Genomic DNA, 19,725 nt, shown 5'->3' with positions numbered 1-19,725 from the left:
ATAATATAAACATGCACAGAAATGTATCCGGACAGCAAACAAAAAAAGGTCTGTTCTACAGACCTTTTTCCGGAAGGGAAGTAACCGGCTGTTATTTTTTAAATCTGAATCTACCGGTAATGGCTTTATGTGGTGGATTTAGCGCCCCAGTCCACAGGTACAGGGTAGCGGAGAACGAACCTTCCACATAACCATCGCTGGTATCGAAACGGGTGATATTCACTGTTCCGGGGGAGAAGGCGGAATTGCAGCCGGTACACGGCAGGTAGCTGGTATGATAACGTTGGTCATTGTTGGTGGTGCCGGTGCCTTCAATGATCTGTGCTGTACCATTCGTGTCTCCGTAGCGATAGGCGCCCTTGCCGCTGCCTGCCGGGATCTTTATTTCAAGGAAGCGGTTGCCTGGCTGCGTGGCTTTCAGATAGAAGTTGTCATTGATTTCATGGGAGATACAACCCGACACGCAGTCGCCGGTGACGAGATAGTTGTCGCCGCCGGTATAGTACTGCACATACTGATCGGAGCCGATATAAACGGGAGTGGTGAGCATCAGCAGGGCGCCGTAGGCTAACCGGTCGTGCTGTTGCCCGTTCCAAATCAGGTTTTTTATATTGGCGGTGATCATAGCCGGATTTTCTACCGGTTCACTATTGGCGGCCGTGTAGGTGCAGCTGGCATCTTTGAAGTTCAGGCTGCCTTCGCCTGCGGGCATTGTCCAGGTGATGGTTGATACTTCATCTGGCTTGTAGGACGTGAGTGGCGGGAGTTTGATGTCTTTAACGAGCGGTGCGGCGAGATCATCTTTGGAAAAGTCGTACCACATCAGTTTCAGGTTGGCCTTGCCACCATAGGGCACCGTTGTTTTATCTGCCTGTACCTGGAAATATTCGCAGATGGTCCAGTCACTGAAGTGGGTGGTTTCAGTACTTAACACTTTGTTGGAAGTATCCAGTTGGGTATTACGTACCAGCCAGTAATAACCGTCTTTGTCCTGGTAGGTCAGATATAAGAAGGCCGGCGCAGTTCCTGAAAGATCAACGCCGGAATAATCATATTCCAGTTTGATGGGTTTCTCAAACCGGACGCCTTCCGGTTGTAACCTGAATGACCTGGCGCCCGTACCATCGTTCAGCGTATTGGTCACCTGCTGAATACTGAAAGCGACCGGCATGGTGACCGCCCGCTCGGGTATGGTCACCAGCATGTGATTGTCGCCGGAAAGGAGGGTGCCGCCTTCCGGCCCGATAGTTTTGCTGACGGGTACTCCCATGGGCAGCCCCGGTTCCCTTTTTACGGCCTCGGTATCCGGTCCAGCGGACTTGCCGTGATGGTCTTTTTTACATGAACCCGCTAGTAGCGCCAACAACAGGAGCTTCGATAAACTTAATTTCATAATTTTGGGTTTGACTTGATTCGTTTTGTTTTGGGGTGTTGTATAACAGTTGCATTCCGATAACGTCCGCAAAATTAAAATGTCCGGATTTCCGGGAAAGTCGCATATTTATGCTATAAAATTGTAAAATCATATAACCCTGCCCGTGAGGTATTAAAATCACCATATCATGAACTGTTTTCCCCTTTTCTGCAGAATTTTGATGGCCGCCTTCCTGTTGACCGCTACAGTGTCTTTCCAGCAGCCAGCCTCTTTAAAAACCTTTATCCCCAAAGGCTATGAGATTTTAGACACGGCCACCGGTGACCTTAACCGTGATGCTTTGCCCGATATGATCATGGTGCTCCGTAAAAAAGGAGAAGATTCCACTTCTGACGTGGTGGAACATCCGGAGAAACGGCCGTTGCTGATACTGCTCGGTCAGCAGGACCATTCCTACAAGCTGGCCGCCCGTAATGACAACGTGGTGTATTGTGTGGACTGTGGCGGGATGATGGGCGATCCTTTCCAGGGAGTGACCATTAAAAACGGCTATTTCTCTGTGGAGCATTATGGCGGCAGTGCCTGGAGATGGACAAGGATCATCACTTTCCGGTATTCTCCCGATGACAAAAACTGGTACCTGCATAAAGATGGGGGCGACAGTTTTCATGCCTCGCAGCCTGACAGCGTGACCACCAAAGTGCGTACTGCCAAAGATTTTGGAAAGGTGCCGTTTGTGAAATATGATATCTACAAAGAGAATTAGTGTAACGTTATCCCCCTTCTATAAACTTTAAAAAAATGTTATGAACGGCGATGCCCGTCCGGTCTCGATTTCCTGCCGTTTTATCCTGCCGGCGTTAAAAGTTGTTCAGTAAAAAACGGTTTCAAGCATACTTTTCAATAATTTTGCGCCCTCAAGGTTAAAAAATGTTAACCAGGAAACCATTTTGCTTGTAAAGAGATTGCCTGTGCCCAATGAGAAAAATTAGCACCCAATACTTGTAGCAAGTCTGTTATTCGTCCTTTGTAGCCCGGCCCTCGCTGGGCGTTGCTGTGGCATTTCATTACCTCAGTTGTACCTGAGCCAGCGGGCCGGATTGTTGTTCCCTGAAGTATTGTCTGTACAATCTTAACAACTCCTATCTATGCACGCTAACTACAGGAAACTGTTATGGCTACTGCCATGCGTAGCCCTCTTTACATCCGTGGATGTAATGGCGCAATCGAAAAAGAAACGTAGCTGGCTTTTCGGCAGGAAAACACCTGTCGTTGTTGCCGATACGACCGCCAAAAAGAAACCCGATACCAAAGGACTGAAACCTTACAAGGAAGTGATTACCGCCGATGCTGTCACTGTTGACGGGCTTTTTAAGGTACACCGGGTGAAGACAGACTATTACTTTGAAATCCCCCTGAAACTGGCCGGCCGGCAGATACTGGTGGTAAACAAACTGTCCAAAGTACCGGAGCAGTTGAATGAAGCGGGTGTCAACAAAGGAATGAACTATGCCAATATGGTCATAGCTTTTGAAAGAGATACCCTGCTGAATAAAATTTTCCTGCGCAAGCAGAACCCTTTCCTGGAAGTACCTGCCAGCAACGCTATTGCACAGTCGGTGGCCGATAACTTCATCCCGTCACTGATCGATCAGTTTAAGATAGAAGCATATAATAAAGACACCACCGCTTTTGTGGTGAATGTCTCCAAACTGTTTGATGGCTCCAACAGCAGCATCAACAACGTTTTTGAATCACTGGGCCTGCCAGGCTCCCCTATTAAGGACCTGTCCCGCATTCGTGGCATCAAATCTTTTCAGGACAATATCGTGGCCAAATCGGAGCTGACCGCCAAAATCACCGGCGTTGAAATATCCATTGAAACCACGACCAACCTGGTACTGCTCAGCGAACAGCCCATGAAGGCCCGTTTCGCCGACAGAAGAGTAGGCCTGTTTACCACGCCCCGCTGGTATTTCAGCGATGCACAGCATAAGCTGGAACAAAGAGAGCTGATCACCCGCTGGAGACTGGAGCCGAAACCGGAAGACATGCAGCGGTACCTGAACGGAGAACTGGTAGAGCCAAAGAAACCGATCGTATATTATATCGATGCCAGCACGCCTGCCCAGTGGCGTCCCTATATCAAAGCCGGGATTGAAGACTGGCAAAAAGCTTTTGAAGCGGCCGGTTTTAAAAACGCTATTATCGCGAAAGATGCGCCGGTGAATGATCCTGACTTTGACGGAGACGACGCCCGCTACTCTGTAGTGACTTACGCCGCTTCAGCCAAAGCCAATGCCATGGGCCCTTCCGTCATAGATCCCCGCTCCGGCGAAATCCTTGAATCAGACATCATCTGGTGGCACAATGTGATGAGCACCCTGCATTCCTGGATTCGTATCCAGACAGGCGCCATCGATCCGCGTGCCCGTGGCAACCACTTCAGTGATTCGCTGATGGGCCACGCCATCCGCTTTGTGTCCAGCCATGAAGTAGGGCATACTTTGGGCCTGCAACATAATATGGGCAGCTCTTTCGCCTTTGACGTGGACTCGCTGCGTTCTCCGGGATTTACTTCCCGCATGGGCGGTACGGCGCCGTCTATCATGGACTACGCCCGTTTTAACTATGTGGCGCAGCCCGGTGATAACGTGACGCAGATCACGCCAGCCATCGGCGTATACGATAAATTCGCCATCGGATGGGCTTACCGTTATACTGGTAAAAATCCCCACGAAGAACTGCCGGAACTGAACAAACAGTTACGCGCACACGAAAATGACCCGCTCTATGCATTCGGCGAACAACAGGATATCCGCGATGCCATTGATCCCCGCGCGCAGATAGAAGATCTCGGCAACGACGCGGTGAAAGCCAGCCGCTATGGCTTGCAGAACCTGAAACGTATTGTGCCGCAAATCCTCAGCTGGACCCGCGAAGAGGGCCACACCTACGATGAAGCCGGTAAAATGCTTAACAGCGCTATCGGCCAGTGGAACCAATACGGTTACCACGTGATGGCCAATGTAGGCGGTATCTATGTTACACCAACTGTTTTTGGTCAGCAGCAGAACAGCTATGTGCACGTGCCCAAAAAGAAACAGCAGGAAGCTGTGAAATACCTGCTGGAAGAAGTGTTTAACACACCGGCATGGTTGTTTAAAAATGAGATCTACGCTAAAAGTTATCCGATCAAGGAGAGCCCTATCGGAAATATGGAGTATGGCGCCCTCGTATATGCGAAAGGGTTACAGTCCTACTTCTTCTATGACCTGCTGCGCGATGAACGCCTGTCCCGCATGATGGAGAACGAGGCGGCCAACGGCTCAGCAGCCTACACTGTATCAGACCTGATGCATGATATGCATAACGGCATGTTCGCCAAAACTATCAAAGGCCAGCCGCTAGACATCTTCGAGCGTAACAGCCAGAAAGGCTTCGTGGACGCGCTGATCGTGAGCATCGATAAATCCGTTGCCCGTCCGGACGCGAAGAAGTTACAGGAAGAATTTGCGCCGGCGGACCTGCATAACTTCTGCTCTTTTGCCTTGCAGCCGCAGCAAAAAGAGACAGAACGTGCCTCCCGTAACCTGCAGTACTTCTCTATTCACCGTGTATCTGATGCCGTTAGTGCCAAGCGGGGAGAGATGGTGCGTCTGCTGCAACTGCTCAACAGCCGCAAAAACAGCAGCGACCGCGCTACTGCCGATCACTACAATGACCTGATCATCCGTATACAACAAGCGCTTAACAACAAATAATAAATCAATTATCAACCTGTACATCTGTCAACAATGAAGAAAAATCAGATTTTGGCAAAAGTCTTTTGCCTGCTGCTGGCAGCTTGTCTTTCCCCTTTCCTGGCACAGGCGCAGAGCGCCCCGCGCGTTATTAAGGGTAAAGTCACGGATGCCACTTCCGGCGAGGCTTTGCCGGGGGTGTCCGTATATGCCGGCAATAGAACCATCGGTACTGCTACCGGTACGGAGAATGTGATCGAGAACATCAGCATTGGGGCTATCACTGACGAGAAAGGGGAATTTTCCCTGAAGCTGCCGGACTCCCTGTCTGTAAAGCAGCTGACCATCGGTTATATGGGCTACGAAACCAGACTGCTGACCCTTACCGCCAGCAACCAATATAAAGTGGGCCTGTCTTCCAGCGGTAAAAACCTGAACGAGTTTGTATTTACCGGTTACCAGACCGTTAAGAAGAATAAATCCACCGGTGCCATCGACAAGATCAGCATGGACAAAGTGGAAGTGGCGGGTGTAATGAGCGTAGAACAGATGCTGCAAGGCCAGCTCTCCGGTGTGGCTATCACGCCGCAGTCCGGTGCGCCCGGGCAGGCGGCTAAAATCCGTATCCGTGGTACTTCTTCCCTTCAGGGCACACAGGACCCGCTGTGGGTGATCGATGGGTTGCCTATTGAAGGCACAAACCTGCCTACCGCTGATGACGCCAAATCTATCGACCAGCTGTATACTACTGCTATCGCGGGCTACAGCCCTTCCGATATCGAGAGCATCACCGTGCTGAAAGATGCGGCGGCTACTGCCATCTACGGCGCCCGCGCTGCCAACGGCGTGATCGTGATCACTACTAAGTCCGGTAAGAAAAGCGAGCGAATGACCGTTAACTACCGCAACAACTTTACGTTCACGCAAAAGCCTGACCTGGGCCGTCTCAACCTGTTGAACAGCGACCAGAAAGTAAATCTGGAACTGGACCTGTTCAAATCAGATTTCACTTTCATGGCCAACAACGGGAGCGTGTCCAAAATCTTTAATAAATATAATGTAACACCGGAAGACCTGGCCACTAAAGGATTTGATGGCATCAATCCGGCTGCCCGCAATGAGATCAATGCGCTGAGAGGCATTAACACCAACTGGAATGACCTGATCTTCCGCAGCGCTTTCACGCAGGAACATAGCGTAAGCGTTTCCGGTGGCGGTGATAAATCCACCTATTACTTCAGCGGCGGTTATTACGACGAAAAAGGCGCTACCATCGGTACCGGCGCTAACCGTTATAACATCACGCTGAAAACGGATTACGATATTACCAATAAGCTGAAATTCTCTGCCGGTATCTTCGCTAACCAGCGTACCCAAACGTCCTTTAACGCTAACCGTGCTGGTAATACAAACCCGGTGCAGTATTCCCGTCTGGCTAACCCTTATACCCCGGTATATGATGCTAGCGGCAATTATGTTTATGACCGGAACATTGGCGGCGATAGGAACGTAGTTGACTTCAACATACTGGAGGAACGAAAGAATACCAGCAATACCCTGAAAACACAGTCAGTAAACACCAACTTCAAACTGGACTATGAAGTGCTTCCCCGTCTGCATATCAGTTCTCAGCTGGGTATCCAGTCTGACATCACTACCGGTGAGCAGATTGCCCTTGGCGAAACTTACTTCGTACGGTTGCTGGCAGACCAGAACATGCGTTTTGATCCAGCCACCGGCACGCAGAAAACCATCCTGCCCAAAGGGGGTGTTATTACCAACACCAATCAGAACATGCAGCAGTATACGCTCAAAACCATGGCGGAATACAGCTTTAATGTGAATAAAAACCATGATTTTAACTTCATGGTGGGCAACGAGGTGAGAAGGGTAAAAGATAAATACCAGACTACCACAGGCTATGGTTTTGATCCTAAGACACTGACCACTATTCCGATCAAGTTCCAGAATGACAATGATGCCAAAGACCTGTATACTAACAGGAACACCTATGTGGAAAACGCTTTTGTGTCTTTCTTTGGTACTGGTAGCTATACGTTAAACAACCGCTATACGCTGGGTGGTAGCATCCGTTTCGATGGTTCTGACCTGTTTGGCGTAGACCCGAAATACAAATACCTGCCGCTGTGGTCTGTGAGTGGTTTATGGCGTGTGATGGAAGAACCTTTTATGCGTAATGTACGTTTCCTCAATACCCTGAATGTGCGTGCATCCTATGGCTTGCAGGGTAACGTGGACAAAAATACCTCACCATTCGTGATGGGTACTTATGTCAATACGCCCATTCTGCCCGGAGACCCTGTACAGATCATCAAAGTAGATGCTCCGCCAAATGCGAAGCTCCGTTGGGAAAAAACCATCAACAAAAACATCGGTATCGACCTGAGCTTCCTGAAAAACCGGATCAGCATTACAGCAGATTACTATGATCGTCATGGTAAAGACCTGATTAACATGTATGCGCTGGCACTGGAAACCGGCTATCAGAATATGGCTGTTAACTGGGCCGAGATGCGCAACAGCGGTGTGGAAGTAAGTGTGAGCACGCGTAACATGGTCCGTAAGAATTTCCGCTGGACCACCGACTTCAATTTCTCCTATAACAAAAATACCGTGCTGCGTGAAACGCTGGCGGACAACTCCTATTTCCCTTCCAGGGAAGGTCATCCTACCGGGACCATCTGGGGTATTGACTATGCGGGCCTCAATGAGCATGGCATGATCATGGTGAACCACGATGGTAAAACAATGTCTTTGTCGGAGCTGTTGAAGCTGGGAGATGATTTTGCCGGCGATCCGGACCTGGGCGGCCTGTTCCCGTATTCCGGCCTGACCAACGACCAGCAACGTGCGCTGCTGCGTAACATGGGCAACAGCGATCCGTTGTACACCGGTGGCCTGAATAACAACTTCGCCTACAAACAGTTCGACCTGTCTATCGGGTTATTGTTTAACCTGGGGCAGAAAGTGAAGATACAGCCGCAATATAATCCGTTCTATTTCGATCGTGGCGCAAATACTACCACCGCTATCCTCGACCGCTGGACGCCTTCCAATCCGAACGGGCAATATCCCGGCCTGTTTGGCAGTGGCGCACAAACACCGGAAGAGGTAAGGCTGCTGGGCAACTGGCTGAAAGATAAGTATTACCAGTATACAAGCCTGGGAATGTTTATTCGCGATGCGGGTTATGTGCGTGTTCGCAACATCACGCTGGGCTACCGTCTGACAGAAAATGTATGCAACCGCATTCATCTGAAAGGGCTGAAAGTAACCGGTGAGGTGCGCAACCCATTTGTATTTGGTGCTAACTATGACGGCTATATGGACCCTGAAACCATGGGCAACATCTATGCACAGCCCATTCCAAAGACATTCACTATTGGTCTGAACGCCACTTTCTAAAACTGTAACACATGCGTAAAGTAATATATACCACCGGACTGATCGCTGCATTGGCAGCTTTCTCCTCCTGTAAAAAATACCTGGACATTGTGCCGGTAGGGAAAGTAGTTCCCACTACGGTAGAAGACTTCCGTAAAGAACTGGATGCCGCGTATACCCTTGCCAGGTTGGATAAAGGACTGGCTTCTTATCGCTCTGATGAAATAAAGATGAATGAAGCACGTAGCAATGACGTTAACTTGTTGAAACCGAACTTCTTCTGGGAAGAAAACCAGGACTTGAACGCTTTGTCATATAACTGGAAAGATTATTATCAACAGATATTCTATGCCAACCACCTCATTGACGCGGTAGGCGGTGCTACAGAAGGTACACAGGCGCAGATCAACCAGTTGGCAGGCGAAGCTTATCTGATAAGGGCTTATGCCCACTTTAACCTCGCCAATCTCTTTGGTAAGCCTTATAACGAGGCTACAGCCGGCACTGACAAAGCTGTCCCGGTCATTACAAAGATTGACCTGCAGAAAGCCACCCCGCGTAATACCGTCAAAGAAACCTTTGACCAGGTGATTGCGGATGTGGAAGCGGGGCTTGCTTTGGTGAACGTAGACCAGTTTGAAACTGCTTCTTCCTATCGTTTCTCCAAACTCTCCGGGCTGGCATTAGCCGCGCGGGTATACCTCTACACCCATCAGTGGGATAAATCCCTGACTGCCGCAAAAGCACTGCTGGAAAAGAAACCTACCCTGACTGACTTCAATAAGAGCAACAACCTGCCTACGTTGTATAATTCTGTAGAATCCATTCAGGCGTTTGAACAGAACTATAATGCCATCAGTATTCAGACGGCTTTTGTATCCGATAAACTGTATGCGCTGTACGACCAGACCGGTGATTTACGTCTGAAAATATTCTACGGAAAAGACGCCAAACAAAACAATACCGTTGTGAAAGTGGGCTTCAGCAACAGCTTCCGGCAGTCTTTCCGCGTGGCGGAAATATACCTGATCGCAGCAGAAGCCGCTGCTCAGCTGAACCAGCCAGACCAGGCCCGCAACTATCTGAATGAACTGAAGAAAAACCGCCTCACACCGGCGTTTTACCAGGCAGAAGTTGCCCGTCTCTCTGCCCTCACCGGCGCTGACCTGTTAAAAGAAATACAGGACGAGCGTTTCCGCGAGCTGGCCTTCGAAGGGCACCGCTGGTTTGACCTGCGGAGGACCACACAGCCGCAGATTGTACACACTTTAAAAGGCAGAACGGTAACCCTGCAGGCAGGTGATCCGCGGTACACCATTAAAATACCTACCGATGCTATTGCCAACAACCCGCTGTTGACAGAGTAACGGTGAAAGTTATACGGACCAAAGAGAATGCCCCCGGTATGTGCCGGGGGCATTTTTATGTATATTTGTAAACATCATGTTTCACCGCTTTCCTCCCATATCCGCTCCTGTTGCCGACCCGTCTTTCCTGACCAGTAACGGCGAAATCTTCGCCAAACTGAAGCAGGAAACCGAAGCCGGCAAGCGCACTGTTTTTGTGACAGAACATACCCTCATCTTTGTTACCAAAGGAGTGAAGCTGCTGCACCTGCCAAACGAAACGGTCGAAGCTGGTCCGAATACCGTGATATTGCTGAAAAAAGGCATTTACGTTATGGCGGAATACATAGAAGAAGGGCTGAACTTTGAAGCGCTGATGTTGTTTCTGCCGGTGAAGCTTTTAAAAAGTATTGCTACCGAGCCTTTTTTCCATAGCAGTAAAACACCTTCCACGACACCATATACCGTTTTTAACGGCAACGAGCTGGTGCAGGCTTTCAAAGCCCATCTGCGCCTGTACTTCGATAAACCGGTATTATATACCAGCCAGCTGCTGGCATTAAAACAAAGAGAAATATTATTACTGCTGATGAACGGAGTGCATCAGCGCGAGGTGGTGGACTTTATCACTGCTGCGCTCAGTACCGAACCCGCTGATCTGGACGAGGTGATGCGTACGTACCTGTTGCAGCCTGTCACCCTGGAAGACCTGGCCAGCCTCACCAACCGCAGCCTGGCTACTTTTAAGCGTGATTTCCAGCGCATATACCATATGCCGCCCCGGCAATGGATCAACGGGCAGCGGTTGCAACACGCACGGATGCTGTTGGAGAATACCCGTCTGCCGGTGGGAGAAATCGCCGGAGACTGCGGCTACGACAGTACTTCCCATTTTATCCGCATCTTTAAAAAGAAATTCGGACATACCCCGCAGGCTATACGAGCCGAAATGACGATTGATTGAGCCATCCGGACTATCCGCCGGCTGATGCCTTCCATAATTTTGTGTTATAAAATCATATAGCATGAAAATAATATTGATAGGCGGGCACGGCACCATTGGCAAAACTGTCGCCGCAGCGCTGTCGCCCAGGCATGAAGTGATCATTGCCGGCCGCAATAGCGGCGATATCCAGGTAGACATCTCATCCGAATCATCCATCGAGAATATGTTCCGGGAACTGAAAACCGCCGATGCCTGTATTTGCACCGCAGGTACCGGTTACTACGGCGATTTTGCTGCCATGCGCCAGCAACATATGATGCCCGGCATTCAGGGTAAATTAATAGGGCAGATGAACCTTGTCCTGATCGGAAAGGACTATCTCACCGAAGGGGGCTCTTTTACGCTGACATCGGGCATTGCATCAGGGATGCCTGCTAAAAACGGCACCTGTGTGGCCATGATCAATGGGGCGGTCAACAGTTTTGTGCTGGGCGCGTCCCAGGAGCTGAAAAGAGACCAGCGCATCAACGTGGTAAGCCCCGGCCTGGTGGAAGACAGCCTGGAACGTTATGGAGCACTGTTTCCCGGCTATAACCCGGTACCAATGCAACGGGTGGTAAATGCTTACTTACTGAGCGTGGAAGGTGCTGTGAACGGCAGGGTTATCGAAGCGCATTTTTAGTCATCTACCGCGTCGTTAAGGGACGTAAAGTTCTATTATATTATCGCAGCGGCAGCTTTACCAGAAAAACAGCTGCCGCTCATTTCCCACATAATCATCTGGCGTTATACTAATCTACGATGGCATATCTTTGCACAGATGACAGCCCTCCAATCCTTCCAGCAAGCCATCTACAAATTCTATCCGCTTACCCCGGCGGAGTGGGAGGACTTTTCTGCTAAACTCATCATCAAAAAATACGTTAAAGGTGATTTCCTCGCTCGCGAAGGGCAGGTGGAAAATTTTATTTATTTCCTTCATAAAGGGGCTACCCGCAATTATTTCCTTCGGGATGGAAAAGAGTTCACTGTTGATTTTCATTTTGAAGGCGAGATGGTGACGGCTTATTACTCGCTTATCACCCGGGAGCCCAGCACGATTTTTATCGAGTTACTGGAAGATGCCGACATTGTGGCCATCCCTTTTCGTTTCCTGCAGGAGTTCTATAACAAATACCACCACGGAGAGCGTATAGGCCGGCTGGTGGCGGAATACCAATACGTGAGACGGTTAAAAAAGGAGATGGAACTGTTATCGCTGACGGCAGAAGAGCGTTACGCAGCGCTATTGCAACGTAATCCCGCACTGGTGCAACAAATATCCGTAAAACACCTGTCTTCTTTCCTGGGCATTCAGCCGGAGAGCCTGAGCCGTATCAGAAAGCAGCACGCCAGAAACTAACATACATCATTTTCCGGGGAAGCGGGAAGGTGGACCTTTGTACCAGACAAAAACACACCATTACATGAAACCTGTCATTATCCTGATAACAGTATTTGCGGTGGCCTTACTTATATCCAGACCGGTTACCGGCGACTGGCAGCTGATTTTTGCCGGTAATCTGGGCATGTGCTGTATGTTGTGCTTCACCGCCCTCGGCCATTTTCTTTTCCCTAAAGGCATGACCATGATGATGCCGCCGGTGATACCGTTCAAAACAGCCATGGTATATATTACCGGCGTGGCCGAAATTATTATGGGGATTTCCCTGATGATACCTTCCCTGCGGGAGATGACCGGTTATATCACCATTATCTTCTTCATCCTCATTTTTCCGGCCAATGTCTATGCGGCCATCAAACATGTAGACCTGGAAAAGGCCACCTACGGCGGACCGGGACCGCGCTATCTCTGGTTTCGCGTGCCTGAGCAGTTACTGTTCATCGCCTGGGTGTATTTTTTCACTATCGGCTTTTAAAACGGAGTCGTATGTACGAAGTAGAAATCACTAACGCGGAGAATGTTGTGTTTGTTAACAGTATCCGGGCACGTAACCTGAGAGGCTTTTGCTGGTTATGGCTGCACCTGCCGGCTATTATCCGGTCTGTCAAGCGGCATTATGGCGCTTATGAGTGTATTCCGGCGCTGGTAAGTCCTGTGCAGATAGTGATGGTCAGCTACTGGCTTAGTTGCCGCGAGTTGGGAGAGTACCATCAGGGCAGTTTTCACCGCCGTTTTATGGATTTTGTTAAGAGATATCCTACGGCGCTGGGGATGTATTTTGAAAGCTATGCCCCCGGCAGGTCAGGGAAATATATCAACGGTGAATTCGGCCTGGCAAAGAATTTCCGGCGCAAATTATAAGGTTATTCCCATTGCCACGCGTCGGAAGCGGAGGCGCGCCAGGCACGCTGTCCGTAAGACAGCTGGTGGATCGCTACAATGCCTGGATCTATCTTTATGATCGAAGAAAGTGCCACCAGCCTGACATCTTCTTCTAATGGATCATCTTCGCTATGGAACTGCCAGTCGCCATCTTCATCATGATAAACATACAGGATCGGTTTGCCTTCCAGCACATGCCGGGTGGTAAATACGGCGACATTCTTTTCTTCCTGGAACATAAAGTCTGCGTCCCGGTCCAGCAGCGGTTGCTTACGCCGCCAGTCAGGATTAAAATCCGGCTCCCACGGAAAACGTGATTGTTTGTCAGGCCATACCAGCTGTATCGCAGGAAATTCCTGATGTTGATAGAAATAACCGGCTGTGCCCAGATAGTGAGGGTAGTAAGCCGGATCTACCGGAAGGAAGTGTACGGGATAATCTTCCAACAGCCCGTTGTAGAAGGTGTTTGGCGTAAAGGCACTACCTGTTTTTATTTCCCCGCAGGCATCATTCAGCAAATCTTTCATCAATGTCAATGACAACCCGAAGCAAATAATTTCCGGATGATTAAAACGCTGATGTAACCCAATGGTATAAGCAAATCCGGGCAGGTAGTCGTCTGCCGGCACCTGCACAATAAAACAGCCGTATAAATCAATTTTCTCCTGTATAGACTCCCGCGTAAGGGGAGGGCAGTGGTCTGCTGACATGTGACAAATATATCGATAAAAACACGCCATAAACTGTATTTTTATCCCAAACAGTGAACACATGATGAAATGGACCTTACCATTGCTGCTCCTGCTGTCATGGCAGGTACAGGCAGCCACCACGTTAAAAGTATTGCAGTTTAATATCTGGCAGGAAGGCACCGTGGTGCCCGGCGGATTTGAAGCTATTGCGGACGAGATTATACATACCGGCGCAGATGTCATCACCTTCAGCGAAGTACGCAATTATCAGCAGACCCGCTTCTGTGACCGGATCAGGGAGGCGTTGGCGAAAAGAGGCCGTACATTTTACAGTGAGTACAGCTACGACTCCGGTATCCTGTCGGCCTACCCGATTGCTCATTTTGAAACCATCAGCCCGGAAAAAGACGACCATGGCTCCGTTTACAAAGCGGTGGTACAGGTAGATGGTACTAACGTGGCCGTATATACGGCACACCTGGACTACCTGCATGCGGCCAACTATCTGCCCCGCGGTTATCACAGCAGCAGCTGGAAGAAACTGCCCGCGCCGGTCACCAGTGTGGACAGTGTATTGACAGACAACCGCGCTTCCCAAAGGGATGAGGAAATTGAATTGTTCCTGGCCGATGCCCGCCGCGAAGCTGCAAAAGGCAGCGTGGTGATACTGGGCGGCGATTTCAACGAACCATCGCACCGGGACTGGACCGCCGCCACGAAAGACCTGTTTGACCATCATGGTACCATCGTACCCTGGAACGTGACCCTGGCCCTGGAAAAGGCCGGCTTTACAGATGCGTACCGTCAGCTGTGCCCTAATCCGGTAACACATCCCGGCTTTACTTTCCCGGCAGGCAATACAGCCGTTCCCGTTAGTAAGCTGGCATGGGCGCCGGATGCGGACGATAGAGACCGTATCGACTTTGTTTTCTTCCGCCCGGACAAAAGGCTACGCCTGAAAGATGCGGCTATCGTGGGGCCTCGCGCTTCGGTGGTGTATGGCGCTATCACGGAGGAAACGACCAAAGACAAATTCATGGCGCCCAAAGGCGTATGGCCTACCGATCACAAGGCGCTGCTGATTACTTTTGAGCTGAAGTAAGATATCTGCTGATACTGATAAACAACAGCGACAGTAAAAGAAATACGCCGGCAATGCCCAATGCATTGATCAGCGCCTGCGTTATCCCTATCCGGTTCACCTCAATGAACGGGTAGGGATAAAAGCCGGAAATAGCGCCTCTGGCAAGGATGTACACGAAATAAAGAAGCGGATACAACAACCACGGCCAGCATTGTTTCCATTCAAGCCGCCGCCTCGCGGTAAACAGCCCCCAGTATACGAGCGACAACACGGGGATCACACTGTGCAACAGTTCATCTACCACCCATTGCAAGCCCTGCGGCTGCCACAGCCAACGTAGTACCGCATTATAAATAATCCCGACTACCAGGATATACACGGTAAGCGCCGTTTGCGTGCCGGCACTGGAAAAAAAACGATTGCCGGGATTCAGCCACAACACAGTGTTACAGATGGCCACCAGCAGATTGGTCAGTATCGTAAAATAACTGAAAAACCGGATGGTCAGCTCCTCCGGCGGCAAAGTACCATTCCGGACCATCAGGTAATACTGCGCTATCAGGGCAAACCATCCCGGTAGGGAGAGGATAGCCGGATATATGCGGGACCGTTTTATTTCCATAGCATAAGTATACGGATTTTTTCATGTTCTATTTATCAGGCAAACCTTTTTGATGGTATCAGAAAGTTTTCTTTCTTTATATGGCGATAAAAACTATCAATCCCTTACCTGAAAAACCATGGAACACAGACAGATGTACGCCGAGCCCGGTATTACAGAACTGAACGATTTAAAAGAAGCCAAAGATTGCCCGCATCCCAAAGTGAGATTTGTACTGCATAGCAAGCGTCTGAAGAAAATGCCTGATGTGAAAGAAGCTGCACATATACCTCATGTGCAGTTCGATCTGGGATATAACGAAGGGCTTGATCATGCCGGTGCCATAGAGCAACTGGCGTCACTACCCAATCTCAAAGGCCTTGGCATGACGAAAACCAAAATGGGCAAGCTGCCAGACAGCATCGGCGCATTAATCGGATTGGAAGCGCTGGAAATCACGGGCAACCAGCTAAAAGAACTGCCGGACAGCATTCAGGCATTGAAAGAACTGCGTATCCTCAACCTGCGGACCAACCGGTTTACTACCTTCCCTAAAAACCTGGCCGGCTTGCCAAAACTGGAAGAGCTGAGCCTGCGTTTCAATGAAATTAAAACCCTGCCGAAAGAAATTGCTGCATTCCCGGCTTTGCAGATATTAGACCTCTCTTCCAACAGTATTGCTGTTTTGCCTCCGGCGATCAAAGAGCTGTCGCGACTGAAGGAACTGCACATAAAATATAATAAGCTCACCCTGCTGCCCGATGAGCTGGGCGAACTACAGGAACTGGAAGTAGTGGCGCTCAACGGTAATAAGGGACTCGACTTTGACCAGGCCTTCCGGGTGCTGGCCAATTGTAAAAAGCTGAAACGTTTGCGGTTAAAGGGCTGTGGCCTGAAGTCCCTGCCGGGGTCCATTACCCTCCTCGAAGGCCTGGAATCTATTGATCTGCATGATAACTACTTTGAGGAAGTGCCGGAGATTTTGCTACAGCTGAAAAAGCTGCGTGAAATTAACACCCACTACGCGTTGCCTGTGCCCTTCTTCATCAACATGATAAAAGACAATCCGGCATGTACCACTTTTAGTACCAGCAACCTGCAACCGTATATCGTCAATGGAAAGAAAACGTTGCCGGATGATATTACGCAGCTGCGGCATGTGACCATGATGTGCCTTTACGACCTCGATGTGTTGCCGGCATCGCTGTCACAAATGTCCTGGATAAGGACTTTAGACATTGCCGGAGGTACCTTTCAGGACTGTCCGGACCTTGCCGGGCTGAAAGGACTGGAGGCGCTTTTCCTGCAAAGTGAAACATTACGCCAACTGCCCGGATGGGTGTACCGGTTGACGGGCCTGCGCAAGCTGACGTTGCCGGAATCCGTTTCGGGGGTAGACTTCGCGGGGATAGCACAGCTGCCGCGGCTCGAAGAATTAGGAGTGCCACATATAACGGAAGAGGACACACGATTGTTAAAGCAGTCTCCTTGTCTTCGTTTGCTGGGATTGCCCCACGGCACAACACATCTTCCGGACGCGTTTTTTGAGCTGCCCGCTATAGAAACATTCAATTTTGATCACTACCGGACCATTGATCCAAACATGATCGTGCCGCAGTTGAAACGCCTGCCAGGCTTAAAAATCATTGATTTTGGCACAAGGGCTCAGTCATTTGACTGGTATATAACATGCCTGAAAGGCCTGCCGGCACTAAAGGAAGCTATTTGTTACGCAGATTCCATGCAGTTACCGGAATCATTATTGGAGCTGTCTCACCTGGACAGGCTGCAGCTGCATTTTACGCATGATGCGCTTTATGGCCGCAACTGGGAGGAGAAAAAGCCTGTGGTCCCGTTGGCGCTGGGCCGTGCCAAAGGAGGCCTGATCGCCCTGGAAGATAAAGGGCCGCTGAAGCCCTACCATGCAGCGTTTGCGCAGATGGCTTCCATGGACATAAAAGATGGACATCAACGGGAAATAGCTTTCGGATTACTGTCGCACCAATATGATGCATTACATGCGCTGTTGCCCTATCCCTTCGATGATACCGGCAATATACCGGACGCTAAAGTATATGTAACAGGAACGCCTACCCTGGGAGATAAAAAATCACTGGCAATGCTGCTGCAAAACCGAGGTGCTGTTATCGTGAAAGAAATAACAGCGGCCACACATGTATTCCTGGGACAAAACATTCCGGAAGAAGCGGTCAGCGGGCTTTTCCGGCAGGATTGCCAGTATATTCTGGAAGATCATCTCAAGGCACAGGAAATAAAAGACGACACGCCTTTCCTGATGGCGGCGGAAAACGGCGAACTAACGGAGCAGATTACACGTTTATTGGCAGATCAGCATACCAACAATATGGAGCTGGTGCTGCAAATGATTGAAGGTGGCGGCGCCGGTAAGGTATTGCTCAGTTATCTGGCGGCTATTCACTTGTTTCATCAGGACCTGACGATCCGTAAACAATCCAGAACGTTGTTCCGCAAATATGCATCGGCTACTTTGCAGCATCATCTTAAATCCTCCTGGCAGGCCCGGTTCAAAGACAGGCCGGAAGATGATTGCCGGGCCCTGTACGTTCACCCCGAACTGGATGCCTGCGCATTTGTACTGGCTTTTCAGATGGTGAGAAGACAAGAAGCTAAAAGTTACCGGGTGAACAGCCTCGTGCTGCGGGATATGCCTGCCAGTGATATTTCTGATGTGCTGGCGCATTTTCAGCATGTCAGATCAGTGAATCTTGACCTGAGTGAAACGACTGACCTGCCGCGATTGGTGGATTACCTGCGGCAACTGCCGCTAACGGAGCTGTCTGTCAGGATTACAACAGATGAAATACCGGCATCTCTTTTTACCCTGCCGGTGGAGTTGCGTGTTGGGCGTAAACATGACAGGGAGCTGGCAATCCCCGACCTGACAGGCGTAGAGGTGCGCCTGAAAAAACTCTGGATGGCCTATGTGCCGCTGAAACATACGGAAAGACTTGCTGCCTGCCGCGACCTGCTGCATCTGAGCCTGGAGTTCTGCGAAATTCCTGACATGACGTTCGTTACGGCGATGACTAAACTGGTCACTGCCGAGCTGCAAGGCAACCGGTTCACACAGGTGCCTACGGCCCTGGACGGGCTGCAGCAGCTGGAAAAACTTCGATTGGATTATAACCTGTTCCCACCGGATTGTTTCGATTTTAAACAACTGAAAAAACTGGAAGACCTGAGGTTGCCCAATCCGTAATACTTTATCAACAAAAAGCTGCCTTGATAAAAGGCAGCTTTTTTTATTTCGTGTATTCACTTTATCTTCGCTGCGCAAATGTTTTTTAACCTTAAACCATTTCCTAACTAAACAGTTGTTTTATGTTTGTTTTTACTCGCTGTAGCATTGTTTGTGCTATTACCCTTGCTTTGGCTTCTACTGCCAGCGCCCAGTTCAAACTCAATTCCAAAACCATTGGTGCAGGCGTGAAAGCTGCGAAAGCTGCTACCCTGAGTGATGATGAAGTCATCAAATACACCAAAGAGTACATCCAGTGGATGGACGAGCATAACCCGGTAGCTCCTGCTGATGATCCGCTGGCCCAACGGCTGGCTAAACTGACAGCCAATGCTGCTAATTATGAAGGTATGAACCTGAACTTCAAAGTGTACCTGGTAAGGGACATCAACGCCTTTGCCTGTGCGGACGGAAGTGTGCGTGTATGCGCCGGCCTGATGAAGGTAATGACAGATGATGAAGTGATGGGTGTGATCGGTCACGAGATCGGGCATGTAAAGAACAAAGATTCCAAAGACGCCTTTAAAACAGCGCTGATGACTTCCGCCCTGAAAGACGGTGTGTCTTCACAAGGTGGTGCTGCCGGCGCCCTGAGCGATTCCCAGCTGGGTGACCTGGGCGAGGCGGTCGCTAATTCTGCTTACTCCCGCGGCCAGGAAAGCCAGGCTGATAACTATGGATATGATTTCCTGAAAGCGAATAAACTGAATCCATGGGGTATGTCCACCGCCTTTGAAAAACTGTGGAAAGCATCCCAGGAAGCTAATAACGGCGAAAAGAAAAAGAAAGGCGCCCAGCTGTTCTCTTCTCACCCCGACACCGAGAAAAGAATGGTGACCATGGCTGAAAAAGCCACAAAAGACGGTTATAAGAAACCGTAATCATTTAGAGATTTTTTGATTTTGTGAATAAAAAGACCGAAACGAT

Annotated in this window: 15 protein-coding genes; 12 read left to right on the top strand and 3 right to left on the bottom strand. The window is 49.7% G+C overall.

The features are described from left to right. Positions 1 to 91 precede the first annotated feature (91 nt). Entirely contained in the window at positions 92 to 1,393 is a 1,302-nt protein-coding gene (locus tag ACTJJS_RS23735) for a hypothetical protein (RefSeq protein ID WP_440665511.1), read from the bottom strand. Positions 1,394 to 1,562: 169 nt separating this feature from the next. On the opposite strand from ACTJJS_RS23735, the gene ACTJJS_RS23730 reads away from it, so the two are divergent. The 9 genes from ACTJJS_RS23730 (at position 1,563) to ACTJJS_RS23690 (ending at position 13,120) form a co-directional block, all read left to right on the top strand. Further along, a complete protein-coding gene (locus ACTJJS_RS23730) occupies positions 1,563 to 2,141 on the top strand; it encodes a hypothetical protein (protein ID WP_440665509.1) in 579 nt (192 codons plus the stop codon). Positions 2,142 to 2,523: 382 nt separating this feature from the next. After that, complete coding sequence (locus ACTJJS_RS23725) at positions 2,524 to 5,139, top strand: zinc-dependent metalloprotease (RefSeq protein ID WP_440665507.1); 2,616 nt, start codon at positions 2,524 to 2,526, stop codon at positions 5,137 to 5,139. Between the two features lie 51 nt (positions 5,140 to 5,190). Further along, a complete protein-coding gene (locus tag ACTJJS_RS23720) occupies positions 5,191 to 8,544 on the top strand; it encodes a SusC/RagA family TonB-linked outer membrane protein (RefSeq protein ID WP_440665505.1) in 3,354 nt (1,117 codons plus the stop codon). Positions 8,545 to 8,555: 11 nt separating this feature from the next. Next, positions 8,556 to 9,890, top strand: a complete 1,335-nt coding sequence (locus ACTJJS_RS23715) for a RagB/SusD family nutrient uptake outer membrane protein (RefSeq protein ID WP_440665503.1) — start codon at positions 8,556 to 8,558, stop codon at positions 9,888 to 9,890. Positions 9,891 to 9,966: 76 nt separating this feature from the next. Continuing rightward, positions 9,967 to 10,833 carry a helix-turn-helix transcriptional regulator gene (locus ACTJJS_RS23710; protein WP_440665501.1) on the top strand — a complete coding sequence of 289 codons (867 nt, stop codon included), beginning with the start codon at positions 9,967 to 9,969 and terminating at the stop codon, positions 10,831 to 10,833. Positions 10,834 to 10,894: 61 nt separating this feature from the next. Beyond that, the gene (locus tag ACTJJS_RS23705) at positions 10,895 to 11,497 is read left to right on the top strand and encodes a short chain dehydrogenase (protein ID WP_440665500.1); all 603 of its coding nucleotides are present in this window, start codon (positions 10,895 to 10,897) and stop codon (positions 11,495 to 11,497) included. Positions 11,498 to 11,635: 138 nt separating this feature from the next. Beyond that, the gene (locus ACTJJS_RS23700) at positions 11,636 to 12,217 is read left to right on the top strand and encodes a Crp/Fnr family transcriptional regulator (protein ID WP_440665498.1); all 582 of its coding nucleotides are present in this window, start codon (positions 11,636 to 11,638) and stop codon (positions 12,215 to 12,217) included. Between the two features lie 64 nt (positions 12,218 to 12,281). Next, positions 12,282 to 12,734, top strand: coding sequence for a DoxX family protein (locus tag ACTJJS_RS23695; RefSeq protein ID WP_440665497.1), 453 nt, complete (start codon positions 12,282 to 12,284; stop codon positions 12,732 to 12,734). An 11-nt stretch (positions 12,735 to 12,745) separates the two neighbouring features. Beyond that, entirely contained in the window at positions 12,746 to 13,120 is a 375-nt protein-coding gene (locus ACTJJS_RS23690; protein WP_440665495.1) for a hypothetical protein, read from the top strand. 2 nt (positions 13,121 to 13,122) lie between these two features. Here ACTJJS_RS23690 and ACTJJS_RS23685 read toward each other — a convergent pair whose 3' ends face one another. Then, positions 13,123 to 13,851, bottom strand: a complete 729-nt coding sequence (locus ACTJJS_RS23685) for a DUF4262 domain-containing protein (protein ID WP_440665493.1) — start codon at positions 13,849 to 13,851, stop codon at positions 13,123 to 13,125. Positions 13,852 to 13,912: 61 nt separating this feature from the next. Here ACTJJS_RS23685 and ACTJJS_RS23680 point away from each other — a divergent pair, with 61 nt between their 5' ends. Continuing rightward, a complete protein-coding gene (locus ACTJJS_RS23680) occupies positions 13,913 to 14,935 on the top strand; it encodes an endonuclease/exonuclease/phosphatase family protein (RefSeq protein ID WP_440665491.1) in 1,023 nt (340 codons plus the stop codon). Here ACTJJS_RS23680 and ACTJJS_RS23675 read toward each other — a convergent pair. After that, a complete protein-coding gene (locus ACTJJS_RS23675) occupies positions 14,916 to 15,539 on the bottom strand; it encodes a Pr6Pr family membrane protein (RefSeq protein WP_440665489.1) in 624 nt (207 codons plus the stop codon). The genes ACTJJS_RS23680 and ACTJJS_RS23675 overlap by 20 nt on opposite strands. A 118-nt stretch (positions 15,540 to 15,657) precedes the next feature. On the opposite strand from ACTJJS_RS23675, the gene ACTJJS_RS23670 reads away from it, so the two are divergent. Together ACTJJS_RS23670 and ACTJJS_RS23665 are read left to right on the top strand one after the other, a co-directional pair. After that, entirely contained in the window at positions 15,658 to 18,759 is a 3,102-nt protein-coding gene (locus ACTJJS_RS23670) for a leucine-rich repeat domain-containing protein (protein ID WP_440665487.1), read from the top strand. 122 nt (positions 18,760 to 18,881) lie between these two features. After that, entirely contained in the window at positions 18,882 to 19,679 is a 798-nt protein-coding gene (locus ACTJJS_RS23665) for a M48 family metallopeptidase (RefSeq protein WP_343747022.1), read from the top strand. Positions 19,680 to 19,725: the final 46 nt, after the last annotated feature.

The sequence above is a fragment of the Chitinophaga sp. 22308 genome (genome assembly GCF_052045305.1).
GTDB lineage: Bacteria > Bacteroidota > Bacteroidia > Chitinophagales > Chitinophagaceae > Chitinophaga > Chitinophaga varians_A.
This window is presented reverse-complemented; position numbering and strand designations above follow the sequence as displayed.